The following is a 17,468-nucleotide window of genomic DNA, read 5'->3' on the forward strand; positions in this document are numbered from 1 at the left end:
TATCGTACTTTATAATATATGCGATGTGAATCGAATTTTGTCATTAAAAATTTGTCTAAAAACCAACAAATATACTGAAAATTTTAAATAATATCATTATAATAGATAATAGAATACATAGGAGGGGGATGTAAAGTATGAAAGTAGAAACGCTTCCTGTCATTAAAGGAGAAAATAATTTGCCGAATTATGATGAGGCATACGCGAATTTTAACTGGGAAGAGGTTAATAAAAACTTTACTTGGAATGAAACAGGCCGAGTAAATATGGCGTATGAGGCAATTGATAAGCATGCGAAATCCGATCGAAAGAATAAAGTAGCTCTTTATTATCAAGATGGATCGCGAAAAGAGAAATATACATTTAAGGAAATGAAGGATTTTTCTAATAAAGCAGGAAATGTCCTGAAAAATTATGGCGATGTAGAAAAAGGCGATCGCGTTTTTATTTTTATGCCACGTTCTCCAGAATTATATTTCGCACTTTTAGGTGCAGTGAAATTAGGAGCAATTGTTGGACCGTTATTTGAAGCATTTATGGAAGGTGCGGTTCGCGATCGTTTAGAAGATAGTGAAGCGAAGGTGTTAATTACAACGCCTGAGTTATTAGAGCGTGTACCATTAAATGATTTACCTGCTTTAAAAACAGTTTTTCTTGTTGGAGATAATGTAGAAGAAGGCGGTAAAACGGTAGCGTTCAATCCTTTATTTGAACAAGCTTCAAAAGAATTACATATTGAATGGTTAGGCCGTGAAGATGGTTTAATTCTTCACTATACGTCTGGTTCTACTGGTAAGCCAAAAGGTGTGCTTCATGCGCAAAATGCAATGGTTCAGCACTATCAAACGGCGAAATGGGTATTAGATTTAAAAGAAGACGATGTATATTGGTGCACAGCTGATCCAGGCTGGGTAACGGGAACTGCTTACGGTATTTTCGCACCGTGGTTAGTTGGAGCGTCAAATGTTATTTTAGGTGGGCGATTTAGTCCGGAAGCTTGGTATGAAGCACTGCAAGATTACGGTGTAACAGTTTGGTATAGTGCACCGACAGCGTTCCGTATGTTAATGGGAGCTGGACAAGACGCAATTAAAAAATATGACTTATCACAAGTTCGTCACGTATTAAGCGTTGGTGAGCCGTTAAATCCAGAAGTAATTCGCTGGGGTATGAATGCATTTGGACTTCGTATTCATGATACGTGGTGGATGACAGAAACAGGTGGACAAGTTATTTGTAACTACCCTTGTATGGAAATCCGTCCAGGTTCAATGGGTAAACCCATTCCAGGTGTAAAAGCAGCGATTGTTGATAATGAAGGAAATGAAGTTCCTCCATACACAATGGGTAACTTAGCAATTGCGAAAGGTTGGCCATCTATGATGCGCGGGATCTGGAATAACCAGCAAAAGTATGAATCTTATTTCATGCCGGGAGATTGGTACGTATCAGGTGACTCTGCCTATATGGATGAAGATGGATACTTCTGGTTCCAAGGACGTATTGACGATGTAATTATGACGTCAGGTGAGCGCGTTGGTCCGTTTGAAGTAGAAAGTAAATTAATCGAGCATGCTGCTGTTGCAGAAGCAGGTGTAATTGGTATTCCTGATCCAGTGCGTGGCGAAATTATTAAAGCATTTATCGCACTTCGAGCAGGATACGAACCATCTGATGAATTAAAAGAAGAAATTCGTCAATTTGTAAAGAAAGGCCTAGCAGCTCATGCAGCGCCACGACAAATTGAATTTAGAGATAAATTACCGAAAACGAGAAGTGGTAAAATTATGCGCCGCGTATTAAAAGCGTGGGAGCTGAATTTACCAACAGGTGACTTATCAACGATGGAAGATTAAGAGAGGAAGGTCTGAACGAAAAAATGTTCAGGCCTTTTTTATGTTATTGTTAACTTATATATATAAGTTAACGGGGGTAGTATGATGAAAACAGAAAAAGAAAAGATGATACTAGGAGAAATGTATATACCGGCTGATCCAGTTTTAGTACAAGAAAGAGAGCAAGCACGTATATTAACGAGAAAATTAAATGATACGCCAGAAGAGCAATTGAAAGAGCGTAGCGAAATCATAAAAGAATTATTCGGAACGACAGGAGATAATATTCATCTTGAATCTTCTTTTAGATGTGATTACGGCTATAACATTCACGTTGGCGAAAAGTTTTACGCGAACTTTGACTGTACAATTTTAGACGTATGCCCGGTGACGATCGGAGTGAATTGTATGTTAGCTCCAGGTGTTCACATTTATACAGCAACGCACCCGCTTGATCCAATTGAGCGTATAAGCGGATCAGAATACGGAAAACCAGTTACAATTGGCGATAACGTATGGATTGGCGGAAGAGCAATTATTAATCCAGGTGTAACAATTGGAGACAATGCGGTGATCGCATCTGGTGCTGTCGTAACGAAAGATGTGCCTAATAATGTAGTAGTTGGCGGGAATCCTGCAAAGATTATAAAAAAACTAAAATAATATTTGAACGAAGTGCCTTCCTCGTCTGTATACATTTATGAAAGAATAGATGAGGGAGGCTTTTATATGTCTAATAAATTACTTCTTGCTTTTGCTTTAATTGGAATTATAGTTGTATTTTCTTGTGGTCTTTTCTTACCGATACCAATTGGATATAGAGTATCAATGCTTACAGCTGGAGTTATAATGGGTGTTCTGTTTTCAATCATTATTCCATTTGATAGAAAACATATAGTACGGAAAAATGGATATAAAATTGATTTTACAAAAACAAAAGTGTATTTTCGCTGGAATGTATTTGACACTATTTCTGTCTGCCTTGCGTTGTATGCATGCATATGTGTGCAAGCGTTAAATACTTTAGTTGCAATGGGATTTACGATTCAAAACCCATATGTGCAATTTTTTACAAATCAATCACAATTGTGGATTTTTATTGCGATTGCATATTTAATTTCCCGTATTTCATTAACGTTAAAAGGAATAAAGGAGATCAAAAATCATGGCGCAGATTGGGATTGAGGAGGAGCTCATGCTTGCGTATCAAAGTGGAGATAAACAAGCGGGAGAAAGACTATATATTTTAATCAAACCAGCGCTATACACATTTTTATATCGATTTAACCGAGATGAACAATTAAGTATCGATCTTGTGCAAGATACGTTTTTGACGCTAGAGCGTAAGAAACATATGTATGAAATTGAAAAAGGTAAAATAAAAACGTATTTATTTCAAATTGGTTATCGTCTTATGATTAATAAATTAAATAGGAGAAAAAAGTGGCGTACGCTTTTGCCATTTTTAGTGCCGATTCCGGAAAAAGAATTTTCTCACGAAGATCGGCTCACAGTAAGAGAAGCAATTTTGAAAGTTCCAGAAGAGCAAAGAGCGGTCCTAATCCTTTCTTATTATCATGATATGCAGCAAAAAGAAATTGCAGAAATATTAAACATTCCGATTGGAACAGTGAAATCGAGACTTCATAATGGAATAAAGAAATTGAAACAATTGCTGGAGGTGGACGAAATTGAGCGAAAATCCCTTTAAGAGTGAATATAAGTTAAAGCAACATTTAGATAGTGATCATGTAGAAATACCAGACTTTCCAAAAACGGTAAGTCGATTCGATCGATTAATCGGGTTTCTTGGTTCCCCGGCGAAAGATCCTGTGGAGGCGACCATTGGGAATGATTTATCGGTTGTGTTTCATGTATCGTTGTTAGTTGGGGTTCCAATTCTTTCTCTTATTACGATACTCTTTGTGACGTTGTAAAGGATTGGAAAGAAGAGAAATTCCACCTCTATTTGACACGCCTATATAAATGATGGTATAAAGAAAAGTATATGAATAATTGAGCGTGGAAAGGGAGAAGTAGTGATCATTTCCCTGTTTTAGAGAGCTGATGGTCGGTGGAAATCAGCACATAGATGATCGCGAATTACGCCCCTAGAGCATCTTTTTTCGATTGAATTGTATTCAAAAGGGAAAAGACGGTGCTAAGCCGTTATGTAAATAAGGTGGTAGGCTTTTTGGCCTGCAACTAGGGTGGTAACGCGATAATCAAAATCGTCCCTTATTTGAAGGGGCGATTTTTTTATGTTTTCAACCTTCACGCCAGTAATGAACTTAAAGGAGAGTATGTAGGATATGGGTATTTTACAAGATCTTGAATTTCGCGGTCTAATTAATCAGCAAACAGATGCTGAGGGCCTTGAGCAATTATTAGAAAAAGAAAGCGTTAAATTATACTGTGGTTTCGACCCGACAGCGGATAGTTTACATATTGGTCATATGTTACCAGTATTAATGTTACGTCGTTTCCAATTAGCTGGCCACCAACCAATCGCACTTGTTGGCGGTGGTACTGGTATGATCGGTGACCCGAGTGGTAAAAAAGCAGAACGTACATTAAATACGAAAGATACAGTTGCTTACTACACAGAAAGCATTAAAAACCAACTTTCAAACTTCTTAGAGTTTGAAAACGTGGACAACCCAGCAACGATGGCTAACAACTATGACTGGCTTGGTAGCTTAGATGTAATTTCATTCTTACGCGATATCGGTAAAAACTTCGGTTTAAACTATATGTTAGCAAAAGATACAGTAGCATCTCGTTTAGAAACTGGTATTTCATTCACTGAGTTCAGTTACATGATTTTACAATCATACGACTTCTTAAACTTATACCAACAACATAATTGCCGTCTGCAAATCGGTGGTAGTGACCAATGGGGTAACATTACAGCTGGTCTTGAATTAATTCGTAAATCAGAGGAAGATGCGAAAGCATTCGGTTTAACAATTCCACTTGTTACAAAATCTGACGGTACGAAGTTTGGTAAAACAGAAGGCGGCGCAATTTGGTTAGACCCAGAGAAAACAACTCCTTACGAGTTCTACCAATTCTGGATTAACACAGATGACCGCGACGTTGTTAAATACTTAAAATACTTCACATTCTTATCTCATGAAGAAATTCTTGAGCTTGAAAAGCAAGTAGCTGAAGCACCAGAAAAACGTGCAGCACAAAAAGCATTAGGTTCTGAAATGACAAAACTTGTTCACGGCGAAGAAGCATTAGAGCAAGCGATTAAAATTTCAGCTGCACTATTCAGCGGTTCTGTAGCAGAACTAACTGCAAGCGAAATTGAACAAGGATTCAAAGACGTACCATCTGTAGAACGTACTGCAGAAGATACAGTATTAATCGACTTACTTGTAGAAAGCAAAATCTCTCCATCAAAACGTCAAGCACGTGAAGATGTAACGAACGGCGCAATCTACGTAAACGGTGAGCGTACACAAGCGTTAGACTACGTTGTAACAGAAAACGACCGCATCGAAGGTAAATTTACAATCATTCGCCGCGGTAAAAAGAAATATTTCTTAATTCGTTACTAATAAATAAAAAGCTTTGGGGAAATTCCTCAAAGCTTTTTTTGTTTTAATCTCCTTTTCGAGTTCATACGGAAATCACATGTAAGCGGTATGATAAACGTATAACAATTAGAAAGGAGTGGTAAAACGAAATGTCACTAGAAGCGTTGATTATTTTTTCTTTGCTAAACGCGGGTCAACTTGCAGAGAATTCGAAGGTTGATATACATAAAGAGCAGAAAGATGCTTATGTATATGTTCAAAAAAAGGAAAATAAATAACTTTATTTTATATATAAACTTCAAAAGCCAATCCATTGGATTGGCTTTTTGTCAGGTTGTTGGAAAAAGAGCGTACATTTTTCTCTTTTAAACATTAGCTAAAATTTGATCATAGCACGAAGTAATAAGTGCTTCCAGATCTTTTAAGTCATTAACGTTATCAATAAAAATTCTACTCACTCCCTGTGATTTTGGGGCTTGTTCAACCACAAAATTAGGGCATAGCTGTTTCGTAGCTTCTAAATCGAGTCTTACAACTAAGGATTTTGCATCGCCATCAAGGAAGAGACGTATAAACCATTTTGTGATTACACGATTCATGATACAAAAATAACTAATGGTATCTTTATATTTGAGGTTACTGATATCTCTTTGATGCTCAGTTAAAATCTCTTTAACAATGTTAAATGCGGTTAGTTCATTTTCTGTAGTGAAAACTCTATCTGTTTTGTCTTCTTTGTTAATGTCTTCAATTATTTCGGTAGAAGCAGCTGCAACTAGGCTTGTTTCTATTTTCTCCGATGTTTTTGTTTCTTTTGGTGTTAAACCATCACTGATTATTTCTAATAGTGTTCGATTAATTGCTTTTTTAACGATTGGTCGGAATCGCTCTAAAACGTTATTTGTAATTCTAGTTGAGCTAAAGTCTCTAATTAGAAAACGAAGGAAGTCATCTGAAGGATTTTTAAATAGTTCTTTAATTGTAGAGTTTAAATTGGTCATATAAATAAGCTCTTCAGCATATTTTACGATTTCTTCAGCTTCAAAATTTTCTTTTGTAAAAGTTTCAATCGTTTCAATATCTAAATTAGTTAAATTATCCATGCTGAATGTGAAGAAAGGTTTTTCATCCATCACATTGTCATTTGTTAAATCAGTATAAAACTTGTATTCTACACCATTAGTTAGTACCCCTACTTTGACATCAGGTAAGGCATTGAAATATCTAGATAGTTGCGCATCGTGTTTAAGGAGATTTTCTGTTACAGATTTTGCCTCGATTAAAATAATTGGAACCCCATTTTTAAAAACCGCATAATCGACTTTTTCTCCCTTCTTAGTTCCGAAGTCTGCAACATACTCAGGTCTAACTTCTAAAGGATTAAAAACGTCATAACCTAGTTTTTGAAGAAAAGGAATAATTAATGATTGCTTGGTCATTTCTTCATTAGTTATGTACTCTGTTCGTTCTAAAATTTGGTTAGCTATTTTGTTTATGTCATTTCTGAATTCCATATCAATGTCTCCTCGTTATAAAGTTTAAAAATCTTTAATATTATTGTTATTCCGTGAAAATTCATAATATAACAGAGTTCTTTATGGAAACAGGGAGGTTATTCTTTTTGTTTTAGATGGGAGTATAGGGTATTGGGATTTTTATGTTATGTAGGATATAAAAATAATGGGGGAATTGAAAAAAGCCAATCCACAGGATTGGCTTTTTGTCATTAACGAGAGTAGAACTCTACGATTAATGCTTCGTTGATTTCAGCTGGTAACTCAGCACGCTCAGCGTGACGAGTGTAAGTAGCTTCTAATTTGTCAGCATCGAAAGTTAAGTATTCTGGTACGAAGTTGTTAACTTCGATCGCTTCTTTAACAACAACAAGGCTGTTAGATTTTTCGCGAACGCTGATAGTTTGGTTAGGTTTTACACGGTAAGATGGGATATCTACGCGAGCGCCATCAACCATGATGTGACCGTGGTTTACTAATTGGCGAGCTGCACGACGAGTGCGAGCTAAGCCCATACGGTAAACTAAGTTGTCAAGACGAGCTTCAAGAAGGATCATGAAGTTTTCGCCGTGCTTACCAGGCATTTTACCTGCTTGGTCAAATGTGCGACGGAATTGACGCTCAGTCATGCCGTACATGTGACGAAGTTTTTGTTTCTCTTGTAATTGTAAACCGTATTCTGAAAGTTTCTTACGTTGGTTAGGACCGTGAGGACCTGGTGCGTAAGGGCGTTTTTCTAATTCTTTTCCTGTGCCGCTTAGAGAGATTCCAAGACGACGAGACAGTTTCCAAGCTGGACCTGTATAACGAGCCATAGTTGACTCCTCCTTTAAAAATGTTTTTATTTACGTAAAATAAAAACAGACGTAATCGATATTTACGGGCATTTTGTTTTCATGTACCTTCGCTCCAGCAGCAGGGAGTTACGAGATACACCTCCGTAGAGGAACAAAATACAAACGATAAACTCACATTACAAGGCTGCCTTTTTATTTTACACAAACGCTATTATATCTTTTACCCAGAGTTTCGTCAAGCGAGTACGTTTTTGTTTTATGCATATAAATTTTGGAAATTAATATAAGAAGGAATTTAAAACAATATAAAAGAAGAGATAGAAACACAAATAAAACGCTTACATAAAATGTAGTAAAAACGTTCATCAGTTTTTATTGGTGAATATGCGGGATAAAAACATAAAGGGGATGTTTTTATGAAAAAGAAGCATATGGAGACAGCGTTAATTCATCACGGTTATACACCTGAGGAACATAAAGGAAGTTTAACACCACCTTTATTTCAAACTTCTACATTTACATTTGAGACTGCGCAGCAAGGAGAGGCGAGTTTTGCGGGAGTGGATCCATCTTATATTTACTCCCGGCTTGGAAATCCAACTGTGAAATTATTTGAAGAACGTATGGCGGTGTTAGAAGGAGGAGAAGAGGCACTTGCCTTCGGATCTGGTATGGCAGCTATTTCAGCAACTTTAATTGGTTTTTTAAAGGCTGGAGATCATATTATTTGTTCAAACGGATTATATGGGTGTACGTACGGTTTTTTAGAAGTGTTAGAAGAAAAATTTATGATTACGCATTCGTTTTGTGACATGGAGACAGAGGCTAATATTGAAAATAAAATTCGTTCGAATACAAAGCTTATTTTCGTTGAAACACCGATTAATCCAACAATGAAATTAATCGATTTAAAACAAGTGATTCAGGTTGCGAAGCAAAATGGCTTACTTGTCATTGTTGATAATACGTTTTGTTCGCCTTATTTACAAAGACCGCTTGAGGTTGGTTGTGACGCTGTTGTGCATAGTGCGACAAAATATATTGGTGGCCATGGTGACGTTGTAGCGGGTGTAACGATTTGTAAAACGAAAGCGTTAGCTGAAAAGATTCGCCCGATGCGAAAAGATATCGGCGGTATTATGGCGCCGTTTGATGCGTGGTTATTATTACGCGGGTTAAAGACGTTAGCAGTAAGAATGGATCGTCATTGTGATAATGCAGAAAAAATTGTATCGTTCTTAAGAAAACATGATGTGGTAGAAGATGTTTGGTATCCAGAAGGGGAGTTAGCATCTCGTCAAATGAAACGCGGGGGCGGTGTTATTTCTTTTTCAGTAAAAGGCGGAAAAGAAGAGACGCAAGCGTTTATTAATGATCTTCACTTTATTACAATTGCGGTAAGTTTAGGCGATACAGAAACATTAATTCAGCATCCAGCAACGATGACGCACGCTGCGATTCCGGCTGAACTAAGAAAAGAAATGGGCATTTTCGATAATTTAATACGCTTATCGGTCGGTTTAGAATCGTGGGAGGATATCGTTTCTGATTTAGAGCAGGCATTAAAGAAAATATCTACTGTTAATCAATAAAAAAAGAGTGAGCTATCGGTTTTGTACAGGACGTACTAAGTCGATAACTCGCTCTTTTCTTTTTACATATGTTTTAGGAGTGTCTCCACAAACTTTTCTAAATAGCGCTGATCTACTTCATCAAAACGATTTTTTTCAGGACTATCAATGTCAAGTACACCAATGACAGCTCCTTCTTTCACAATCGGTACAACGATTTCCGAATTAGAAGCACTATCGCAAGCGATGTGACCTGGGAATTGGTGAACGTCCGCTACAAGCTGAGTTGTTTTCGTTTCAGCTGCTACGCCGCAAACGCCTCGTCCAAATGGAATGCGTACGCAAGCAGGCATTCCTTGGAACGGTCCAAGGACAAGCTGATTTCCTTCTGTTACATAAAAGCCAACCCAATTAACGCGATCTAAAAATTGGTTTAATAATGCGGACGCATTTGATAAGTTTGCGACTACGTTTGATTCGCCAGTTAATAACGCATCCAGTTGTTTAATTACTGTCTCATATTGCTGCACGCGAGATCCTGCATAACTTTCTTTAGTAAACATGGAAACAGCTCCTTTTTTATCGAGATGTGTAAAATATTAGCAAAATACGATGTATTTCACATGACTTTGTCGATAGAAAATTAAAGGAATTTGTCTTAAAAGTCAAGAAATTTAAACTATAGCTGTTCATTGAGAGGAAGTGAGCGCATGAAGCAGACGAAACAAAAAGTAATTGATGCGGCAATATCGTTGTTTAATACGAAAGGTTATGATGGAACGTCGGTGCGAGACATTGCAAAGCGAGCGGATGTGAATGTAGCGAATATTTCATATTATTTTGCTGGGAAGCAAGGTTTATTAGAACAGCTTATTACTGATTTTTTAGAAGGGTATATTCATGTGATTGAAATTTCGTTTGAACAGAGAGAGTATTTGTCGGCTAAAGATGTGATGGTGCAAATGGTGCGTGGGATGTTACGATATCAATTTGAAAATAGAGAACTAACACGTTTCTTCTACCGAGAGCTTTCGCTTGATACGACATTAATTCGTGAAGTGATGACCGTTTATTTTTCTAAAGAAAGATATTATATAGAGCAAATTATTAGGCAAGGACAAATAAAACAAGAATTTCAGAAAGTATCATTTACAATGTTTATGACGCAATTAAAAGGCATGATAAATATGCCGTTTTTATATCCACAATATATATCAGAAGTACTGCATTCTTTCCCGTCTGAGACATTTTTCATAGAAATGTACACGAAAGAGATTGAGCAATGGATGGAACAAGCATTATGTAAAGCGAATATGTACCATGAATGGCCAAGAGCTGTTCATATGTGAAGAATCCCCACCTAACGAACTGAGGTGGGGAGTTTTATGTTTATTTTTCTTTGCCATAAATTGTTACATAATAGCGCGATAATTGTTAACGTTGCTCCAGCGATTTCAATTTTATCGACTGTATAACCTCGAAAGATAGAACCGATCAGTGCAAGAATAGGAACTAAATTCATAAATAATATGCCGTTAATAGATGAAATATAGCGATTTCCCATATTCCAGCAAAATACAGCGATAACTCCTGCGATAATCGACATATAAAAGAGCTCAAAACGAACGCTCACAACTTTACGCAGTGACGGCATAGTAACTATATTTGTGTACGTTAAGAAAGTAACAATAACGATGAGTGAAATGGAGCCAAATAAACAAGTTAATGTCGTGTACCTAAGTGGTGACCAGGATTGAAAACGAGCACCTCCGTTTGTATAAATGACCCAGCAAGTAACGCCGCATAGCATTAATATGTTTGTCGATAAGTGGCTTGCAGCTCCAAATAATAAGTGAATATTTCCTTTTGAAATGACAAGCATCACACCAAGTAATGCAACGAACATACAAAGAAATGTGTAGTTTTGTGGGCGACGATTTTTCGTTACCCATTGCAGTGATAAGGCGATCAGTGGCATAAGAGACTGAATCATAGCTGCATGAATTGCTCCGGAAGGTCCAGCAAGTTGTTGTCCGTAGAAAACGAGAAAACCATATCCTGCGAAACCGACTGTCCCGTAAAAGAACAGAGAAAGTGTTCTTTTTTCTAAGCGGAGTGAAGTCTTCCCTTCAGTAATTAATAGCAAAATAAGAAAAATAATAGCTGCTGATCCATAGCGAATCGTTGTGAAGAAGAACGGATCGATAAATTGCAGAGCATTTGGCATTACAGGAAACATAAATCCCCAGGCAGTGACGGCGAGTAAGCATAGAAAGGATCCGAGTAGCATTTGTTTTTTGTTCAAGAGTATCTTTCCCCTTTGCATTTCGTTATAGTAAGTTGATGAAATAAGTATAAAGAGTAATTGTTTATAGGAGGAAATATCGATTTCTTATAACGGTTATAACTTTTTGTTAGAGGTGTGTACGATGGATTTGGAGGCAGTACGATCGTTTATCGAAGTGAAGCATACGCGAAGTTTATCAAAGGCAAGTAAAATTTTACATATATCTCAACCAGCGCTTAGTAAGCAAATTCGAAAGTTAGAAGCGGATTTAGAGGTTACTTTACTTAAGCGTTCTGCGCAAGGAGTGGAGTTAACGGAGGCAGGAGAGTTATTTATAAAAAGAATGCTACCGATTTTGGAACAAATAAATGAAGTGAAAACAGAAATGAGGGGGTATCAAGAGAACCGAAAGTTTTCAATTGGTATACTACCGAGTTTAGCAGAGCATTACATATTAGAGTGTAAAGATGTATTAGGTGATGAGCTCGAAGTAGAGTGGCAAATCGGACATACGGAAGTATTAAGAGATTTATTTAAAGCGCGGGAGATCGACGCGATGTTCATCGATTCAGTAGTAGAAGGTGCTACGTATATAAAAGAAGTGCAACAAGAGAAAATTGTTTGTGTCATTTCAAATAATCATCCGTATAAAGAGAAGAAAGTCATTCAAATAGAAGAGCTGCAAAATGAAAAATTAATTGTATATCCAGAAATATGCGATGTAAGGAAAATGATTATGAACATGTTTCATGAGATAGGTGTAAAACCAACTATAGCTGTGGAAACATCTTACGCAGAACCGATGCTTGCAATGGTAAAAGCTGGCCTTGGCATTACTTTACTTCCAGAAAGGGCAGTAGAGCAGTCTGTAAGGCAGGGAAATGTACATGGAATTTCTGTTGAACCACCACTCATGCGGAAAATTTATTTCGTATCTCATACGAAAGATTGTTTGTTATTACAATCATTTGAGGATAGGTAGTGAGGTAGGCGGAATATTGAGAAAGATTACAATCGCATTGAAAGAAACATGAAATTTTAAAAAAAACTAGGTCAAAAACAAGCCATTACATGGTATGATTAGTACATTGTTAGTTGTTAAATATAGGGGAATTCCCTTTTTATACATAATGCCTTCCATTTCATAAACGGAACGGACAAAAAAAGAGATATAACTAGGAGGCTTTTTTGCATGGATTCTATCCTGACGATCGTTATCATTGTAGTAAGCTCTATTCTAGTGCTGCTCATGATAGAGCTTGTGATAAGAAATCGTTCATATAAAGATATTGAAGCACTGGAGCAGTGGAAACAAGAGATAAAAGATAAACCTGTGGCAGATGAACTAAAACGGGTAAAAGATTTAAACATGACGGGTCAAACAGAAGAACTGTTTGGTAAATGGCGTGAAGAATGGGATGAAATTGTATCAACAACCCTTCCGAAAGCTGACAAAGATTTAGCGCAAGCGCGAAAATTCGCCTCGCAATTCTCCTTCCGAAAAGCAAAGCATGCGATGAACGAATCCATAAGTGGTTTAGATGACGCTGATAATCGTATTACAGGTGTTTTAAATGAATTACAGCAATTGTTAGAAAGCCATGAGAAAAATAGCTCGGAAATTGAAGGGTTACGTGATACATATCGTAGTATGAAAAAGAGTGTTCTTGCTCATAGACATATGTATGGGGCAGCAGAGCAGAAAATCGAAGAGATGCTAGACGCTGAATCTAATAAATTTAAAAGTTTTGAAGAAGCAACAGATAATGGTGACTACTTAAAAGCGAGAGAAATTGTTATTAGTTTAGAAGAAGGTTTAGCTGGTTTAGAAATCATTATTCACCAAATTCCAGATTTATTAGTAGAGTGTCAAGCGACGCTACCAGTTCAACTGGAAGATTTATTACAGGGTCATAATGATATGGTAAGACAAGGTTATGTATTAGAGTATTTGGAAGTCCCTAAAGAAGTTCGTGATATGACGACACAACTAAACACATGTTTAATGGATATACAGGAGCTTCATATAACAGAAGCGGCTGAAAAAGTGGAAGACTTAAAAACTCGTTTAGATGGTTTCTATGATCAACTTGAGCAAGAGGTGCATGCGAGACATTATGTGGAGCAAAAAACACTTTCTGTTTATGAAGACTTAGAAGAAATACGTATCGAAACGATTGAAACGAAAACAGAAACACAACTTGTGAAACAAAGCTATCAATTGCAAGATAAGGATATTGAATCTCAAAAAGTAATTGAAAAGCAAATGCACATTTTAACGAAACGTTTTGAAATGCTACAATTACGCGTTGCTGAACAAGATATTGCCTTCTCTATTATTCGTGAGGAACTAGAAGAGGTTTATGAGCAATGTGAAACGTTAAAAATACTTCATGCAGAATATAAAGAGATGCTGCAAACGATGCGTAAAGAAGAGTTTGAAGCGCGTGAGAAGTTACAAGAAATGCGAAATACTATTTTCGAAACGAAACGCTTTATGCAAAAGTCGAATTTGCCAGGTCTTCCAGAGAGTATTATGGAAGATTTAAAAAGAGGGCAAATGGCAATGCAAGCTGTATATGAACAATTAGAAGTGAAGCCGTTAAATATGAACGCTGTAAATAGCAGTTTAGAAGAAGCATACACAACTGTGAACGGTGTAGCTGAAATGACAGAAGAGTTAATTGGACAAGCGTATTTAGTTGAAAAATTAATTCAATACGGTAACCGTTACCGCAGTCATGATGAAAGCCTTGCAGAAAGCTTAAATTATGCGGAGAAATTATTCCGTGAATATCAATACGATGCAGCTTTAGAACAAGCAGCTTCTGTACTAGAGCAACTTGAACCTGGTGTTGTTCAAAAAATAGCTGAATATGTAGACAATGAACAAACCCTTTCATAAAGGGTTTGTTTTTTTGTGTAATTTTGCAGGCGATGTTGCTATAATGAATAGCGGAATACAGTAAGGTTATTCGTTTCAAAATAAAGTGAAACTGTAATCAGTGGGGGGATCTCACTAATTATTATTATTCACTAATCGGGATAAAACGGAACCTTTGCGTAGTCTTAGCGTAATGACACGTATTTATGATATGATTATATGATGTGATAGCGCTGAAAGGGGAAGAACCATGATCTATTTTGATAATAGTGCGACGACGAAGCCATATCCAGAAGCCCTTCAATCGTACGTGACGGTTGCTGGGAAATATTTTGGTAATCCTTCTTCTATTCATTCGCTTGGAGGAGAGGCAGAGCGTCTATTAACACAATCAAGAACGATTGCAGCGCAGCTTCTTCACGTTAAACCTTCTGAAATTATTTTCACATCAGGTGGAACGGAAGGAAACAACCTTGCGATTAAAGGGATAGCAATGAGGAATCGTTCGCGCGGCAAACATATCATTACAACAAATATTGAACACGCGTCTGTGTTTGAGGCATATAAGCAATTAGAAGAACTCGGATTTGATGTAACATATTTACCGGTTAACGAGCACGGTGTTGTATCGGTAGAGGATGTAAAACGAGCAATTCGTGAAGACACGATTCTTGTATCAATTATTCATGTGAACAACGAAACTGGAGCAATTCAGCCCGTTGCTGAAATTGGAACTTTATTATCGAATCATCCGAAAATAAGATTCCATGTAGATCATGTACAAGGGATAGGAAAAGTACCGCTTGATTTATATGCTTCTCATATTGATCTTTGCTCAATATCTGGACATAAATTCCACAGTGTAAAAGGAACGGGTCTTCTTTATATACGTGATGGCGTAAGATTAGATCCGATTTTATCAGGTGGTCAACAAGAGCTTAAGTATCGCTCTGGTACAGAGAATTTACCTGGCATTGTAGCGATGGTGAAAGCACTTCGCATGACAATGGAACAAGTGAAAGAAAAGGTAGCTCATTTGCAAGGTTTACAAGCGGAGCTTGTCAGCTTCTTTAAAGAGATGGAAGATGTGACGATTAATACATCGCTTGCATATGCAGCACCGCACATTTTAAATGTATCATTTGTTGGTTTAAAACCAGAAGTAGTCGTTCATGCTTTAGAAGAACACGGTGTATATGTGTCAACGAAATCAGCTTGTTCTTCAAAAGCAAATGAAGTAAGCAGAGTGTTAGTGTCGATGGGAGTGCCGCATGCAGCAGCTGCAAGCGCTATTCGTATTAGTTTGGCACCAGATAACACGATGGAAGAAGTAAAACAATTTGAAGGTATTGTAAAAGAGACAATGCCAAAATTATATGAAGTGATGAGGTAAAGAAATATGATGACATATGAATATATTTTAGTGCGTTACGGAGAAATGACGACAAAAGGTAAGAACCGTTCTAAATTTGTAAGCACATTAAAAGATAACGTGAAGTTCAAACTGAAAAAGTTCCCAAACATTAAAATTGATGCAACGCATGACCGTATGTACATCCAGTTAAACGGTGAAGATCATGAGGCAATCTCTGAAAGATTGAAAGACGTATTTGGTATTCATAAGTTTAACTTAGCGATGAAAGTACCATCAGAATTAGAAGACATTAAAAAAGGTGCATTAGCAGCTTTCTTACAAGTAAAAGATGATGTGAAAACATTTAAAATTACAGTGCATCGTTCTGATAAGCGCTTCCCAATGAAGACGATGGAGTTACTTCCAGAAATCGGTGGGCACATTTTAGAAAATACAGAGGATATAACAGTAGATGTTCATAATCCAGATGTGAATGTACGTATAGAAATTCGCAGTGGTTATAGTTATATTATGTGTGGTGAGCACATAGGAGCTGGCGGTTTACCAGTTGGCGTTGGTGGAAAAGTAATGGTACTTCTTTCTGGTGGTATTGATAGCCCGGTAGCAGCGTACTTAACGATGAAACGCGGCGTATCTGTGGAAGCAGTTCACTTCCATAGCCCACCTTTCACAAGTGAGCGTGCAAAACAAAAAGTAATCGATTTAGCACAAGGGTTAACGAAATACTGTAAACGTGTAACGCTGCACCTTGTTCCGTTTACAGAAGTGCAAAAAACGATTAATAAAGAAATCCCATCTAGCTATTCAATGACGGTTATGCGCCGTATGATGATGCGTATTACAGAGCAGATTGCTGAGGAGCGTAACGCACTTGCAATTACAACTGGTGAAAGTCTTGGACAAGTAGCAAGCCAAACATTAGATAGCATGCATACGATTAACGAAGTAACAAACTACCCAGTTATTCGTCCGCTTATTACGATGGATAAATTAGAAATTATTAAAATTGCTGAAGAAATCGGCACGTATGATATTTCAATTCGTCCATACGAAGATTGCTGTACAGTATTCACACCAGCTAGCCCGGCGACGAAGCCGAAGCGTGAAAAAGCAAATCGATTTGAAGCGAAATACGATTTCACACCGTTAATCGAAGAAGCTGTAGCGAACAAAGAAACAATGGTATTACAAACGGTTGAAGTAGTGGCGGAAGAAGAAAAATTTGAAGAACTTTTCTAAAACCATAAATTACCATATCTAAAACGTGTATGAAGTCATGTTGTTTATCACACTCTATACTCACAAGGAGGTGATACAACATGTCACGTAGCACAAATAAATTAGCGGTTCCTGGTGCTGAATCAGCATTAGACCAAATGAAATACGAAATCGCTCAAGAGTTTGGTGTTCAACTTGGAGCTGATGCAACAGCTCGCGCTAACGGTTCTGTTGGTGGTGAAATCACTAAACGTCTAGTTTCACTAGCTGAGCAACAATTAGGCGGTTACCAAAAATAATCCCATATGATGGCTTAGAAAGAGCGGGTTCTCTCGCTCTTTCTTTTTGTTGTTCATATTAGTATAAATTCATTTCGACAAAAGCATAAAAAAATTGTCAAAAGAAGAGGGTTCAAAATTTACTGAAAATTCTTTATTAT

Annotated in this window: 18 protein-coding genes and 1 other annotated feature; of the genes, 14 read left to right on the forward strand and 4 right to left on the reverse strand. The window is 37.2% G+C overall.

What is annotated here, in order from left to right:
- Nucleotides 1–137 precede the first annotated feature (137 nt).
- The 7 genes from acsA (at nucleotide 138) to MHI28_RS23710 (ending at nucleotide 5,661) form a co-directional block, all read left to right on the forward strand.
- Complete coding sequence (gene acsA, locus MHI28_RS23680; protein ID WP_000862049.1) at nucleotides 138–1,856, forward strand: acetate--CoA ligase; 1,719 nt, start codon at nucleotides 138–140, stop codon at nucleotides 1,854–1,856.
- Nucleotides 1,857–1,937: 81 nt separating this feature from the next.
- Nucleotides 1,938–2,498, forward strand: coding sequence for a maltose acetyltransferase domain-containing protein (locus MHI28_RS23685; RefSeq protein ID WP_043311202.1), 561 nt, complete (start codon nucleotides 1,938–1,940; stop codon nucleotides 2,496–2,498).
- Between the two features lie 66 nt (nucleotides 2,499–2,564).
- Complete coding sequence (locus MHI28_RS23690) at nucleotides 2,565–3,020, forward strand: hypothetical protein (RefSeq protein WP_000066429.1); 456 nt, start codon at nucleotides 2,565–2,567, stop codon at nucleotides 3,018–3,020.
- Nucleotides 3,001–3,546 carry an RNA polymerase sigma factor gene (locus MHI28_RS23695; RefSeq protein WP_000057198.1) on the forward strand — a complete coding sequence of 182 codons (546 nt, stop codon included), beginning with the start codon at nucleotides 3,001–3,003 and terminating at the stop codon, nucleotides 3,544–3,546. Before MHI28_RS23690 ends, MHI28_RS23695 begins: the two co-directional genes overlap by 20 nt.
- Nucleotides 3,527–3,772, forward strand: a complete 246-nt coding sequence (locus MHI28_RS23700) for a hypothetical protein (RefSeq protein ID WP_001293784.1) — start codon at nucleotides 3,527–3,529, stop codon at nucleotides 3,770–3,772. Before MHI28_RS23695 ends, MHI28_RS23700 begins: the two co-directional genes overlap by 20 nt.
- A 77-nt stretch (nucleotides 3,773–3,849) precedes the next feature.
- Nucleotides 3,850–4,077, forward strand: a binding site (T-box leader).
- Between the two features lie 70 nt (nucleotides 4,078–4,147).
- A complete protein-coding gene (gene tyrS, locus MHI28_RS23705) occupies nucleotides 4,148–5,404 on the forward strand; it encodes a tyrosine--tRNA ligase (protein WP_000512092.1) in 1,257 nt (418 codons plus the stop codon).
- A 128-nt stretch (nucleotides 5,405–5,532) separates the two neighbouring features.
- A complete protein-coding gene (locus MHI28_RS23710) occupies nucleotides 5,533–5,661 on the forward strand; it encodes a hypothetical protein (RefSeq protein ID WP_000050941.1) in 129 nt (42 codons plus the stop codon).
- 87 nt (nucleotides 5,662–5,748) lie between these two features.
- Here MHI28_RS23710 and MHI28_RS23715 read toward each other — a convergent pair whose 3' ends face one another.
- Both MHI28_RS23715 and rpsD read right to left on the reverse strand, forming a co-directional pair.
- On the reverse strand, nucleotides 5,749–6,897 hold the full coding sequence (locus MHI28_RS23715) for a type I restriction endonuclease (RefSeq protein ID WP_000395711.1): 1,149 nt from the start codon (nucleotides 6,895–6,897) through the stop codon (nucleotides 5,749–5,751).
- 212 nt (nucleotides 6,898–7,109) lie between these two features.
- Complete coding sequence (gene rpsD / locus MHI28_RS23720) at nucleotides 7,110–7,712, reverse strand: 30S ribosomal protein S4 (protein WP_000135320.1); 603 nt, start codon at nucleotides 7,710–7,712, stop codon at nucleotides 7,110–7,112.
- 398 nt (nucleotides 7,713–8,110) lie between these two features.
- Between rpsD and megL the strand changes: the two genes are divergently transcribed.
- Entirely contained in the window at nucleotides 8,111–9,286 is a 1,176-nt protein-coding gene (gene megL, locus MHI28_RS23725; RefSeq protein WP_000726568.1) for a methionine gamma-lyase, read from the forward strand.
- A 62-nt stretch (nucleotides 9,287–9,348) separates the two neighbouring features.
- Here megL and MHI28_RS23730 read toward each other — a convergent pair whose 3' ends face one another.
- Nucleotides 9,349–9,828: a GAF domain-containing protein gene (locus tag MHI28_RS23730; protein ID WP_000494340.1), complete on the reverse strand. Its 480-nt coding sequence runs from the start codon at nucleotides 9,826–9,828 to the stop codon at nucleotides 9,349–9,351.
- Nucleotides 9,829–9,975: 147 nt separating this feature from the next.
- Here MHI28_RS23730 and refZ point away from each other — a divergent pair, with 147 nt between their 5' ends.
- Complete coding sequence (gene refZ, locus MHI28_RS23735; protein WP_000814913.1) at nucleotides 9,976–10,614, forward strand: forespore capture DNA-binding protein RefZ; 639 nt, start codon at nucleotides 9,976–9,978, stop codon at nucleotides 10,612–10,614.
- A gap of 11 nt (nucleotides 10,615–10,625) precedes the next feature.
- On the opposite strand, the gene MHI28_RS23740 is transcribed toward refZ, so the two are convergent.
- Nucleotides 10,626–11,570, reverse strand: coding sequence for a DMT family transporter (locus MHI28_RS23740; protein ID WP_340828312.1), 945 nt, complete (start codon nucleotides 11,568–11,570; stop codon nucleotides 10,626–10,628).
- 124 nt (nucleotides 11,571–11,694) lie between these two features.
- Between MHI28_RS23740 and MHI28_RS23745 the strand changes: the two genes are divergently transcribed.
- The 5 genes from MHI28_RS23745 to MHI28_RS23765 all read left to right on the forward strand — a co-directional run bounded on the left by MHI28_RS23745 (nucleotide 11,695) and on the right by MHI28_RS23765 (nucleotide 17,328).
- Nucleotides 11,695–12,534 carry a LysR family transcriptional regulator gene (locus MHI28_RS23745; RefSeq protein WP_000362542.1) on the forward strand — a complete coding sequence of 280 codons (840 nt, stop codon included), beginning with the start codon at nucleotides 11,695–11,697 and terminating at the stop codon, nucleotides 12,532–12,534.
- A 210-nt stretch (nucleotides 12,535–12,744) separates the two neighbouring features.
- Complete coding sequence (gene ezrA, locus MHI28_RS23750) at nucleotides 12,745–14,457, forward strand: septation ring formation regulator EzrA (protein WP_000377314.1); 1,713 nt, start codon at nucleotides 12,745–12,747, stop codon at nucleotides 14,455–14,457.
- Between the two features lie 229 nt (nucleotides 14,458–14,686).
- Complete coding sequence (locus tag MHI28_RS23755) at nucleotides 14,687–15,829, forward strand: cysteine desulfurase family protein (protein ID WP_000638973.1); 1,143 nt, start codon at nucleotides 14,687–14,689, stop codon at nucleotides 15,827–15,829.
- A 6-nt stretch (nucleotides 15,830–15,835) separates the two neighbouring features.
- On the forward strand, nucleotides 15,836–17,050 hold the full coding sequence (gene thiI, locus MHI28_RS23760) for a tRNA uracil 4-sulfurtransferase ThiI (protein WP_000989271.1): 1,215 nt from the start codon (nucleotides 15,836–15,838) through the stop codon (nucleotides 17,048–17,050).
- A gap of 80 nt (nucleotides 17,051–17,130) precedes the next feature.
- Nucleotides 17,131–17,328, forward strand: coding sequence for an alpha/beta-type small acid-soluble spore protein (locus MHI28_RS23765; protein WP_000091640.1), 198 nt, complete (start codon nucleotides 17,131–17,133; stop codon nucleotides 17,326–17,328).
- Nucleotides 17,329–17,468: the final 140 nt, after the last annotated feature.

The organism is Bacillus sp. FSL K6-0268, from assembly GCF_038005425.1.
GTDB lineage: Bacteria > Bacillota > Bacilli > Bacillales > Bacillaceae_G > Bacillus_A > Bacillus_A thuringiensis_S.

Bases quoted from the DNA above. Each gene is read 5' to 3' on its own strand.
- acsA (WP_000862049.1), top strand. From the start codon at position 138: ATGAAAGTAGAAACGCTTCCTGTCATTAAAGGAGAAAATAATTTGCCG.
- MHI28_RS23685 (WP_043311202.1), top strand. From the start codon at position 1,938: ATGATGAAAACAGAAAAAGAAAAGATGATACTAGGAGAAATGTATATA.
- MHI28_RS23690 (WP_000066429.1), top strand. From the start codon at position 2,565: ATGTCTAATAAATTACTTCTTGCTTTTGCTTTAATTGGAATTATAGTT.
- MHI28_RS23695 (WP_000057198.1), top strand. From the start codon at position 3,001: ATGGCGCAGATTGGGATTGAGGAGGAGCTCATGCTTGCGTATCAAAGT.
- tyrS (WP_000512092.1), top strand. From the start codon at position 4,148: ATGGGTATTTTACAAGATCTTGAATTTCGCGGTCTAATTAATCAGCAA.
- MHI28_RS23710 (WP_000050941.1), top strand. From the start codon at position 5,533: ATGTCACTAGAAGCGTTGATTATTTTTTCTTTGCTAAACGCGGGTCAA.
- MHI28_RS23715 (WP_000395711.1), bottom strand. From the start codon at position 6,897: ATGGAATTCAGAAATGACATAAACAAAATAGCTAACCAAATTTTAGAA.
- rpsD (WP_000135320.1), bottom strand. From the start codon at position 7,712: ATGGCTCGTTATACAGGTCCAGCTTGGAAACTGTCTCGTCGTCTTGGA.
- megL (WP_000726568.1), top strand. From the start codon at position 8,111: ATGAAAAAGAAGCATATGGAGACAGCGTTAATTCATCACGGTTATACA.
- MHI28_RS23730 (WP_000494340.1), bottom strand. From the start codon at position 9,828: ATGTTTACTAAAGAAAGTTATGCAGGATCTCGCGTGCAGCAATATGAG.
- refZ (WP_000814913.1), top strand. From the start codon at position 9,976: ATGAAGCAGACGAAACAAAAAGTAATTGATGCGGCAATATCGTTGTTT.
- MHI28_RS23745 (WP_000362542.1), top strand. From the start codon at position 11,695: ATGGATTTGGAGGCAGTACGATCGTTTATCGAAGTGAAGCATACGCGA.
- ezrA (WP_000377314.1), top strand. From the start codon at position 12,745: ATGGATTCTATCCTGACGATCGTTATCATTGTAGTAAGCTCTATTCTA.
- MHI28_RS23755 (WP_000638973.1), top strand. From the start codon at position 14,687: ATGATCTATTTTGATAATAGTGCGACGACGAAGCCATATCCAGAAGCC.
- thiI (WP_000989271.1), top strand. From the start codon at position 15,836: ATGATGACATATGAATATATTTTAGTGCGTTACGGAGAAATGACGACA.
- MHI28_RS23765 (WP_000091640.1), top strand. From the start codon at position 17,131: ATGTCACGTAGCACAAATAAATTAGCGGTTCCTGGTGCTGAATCAGCA.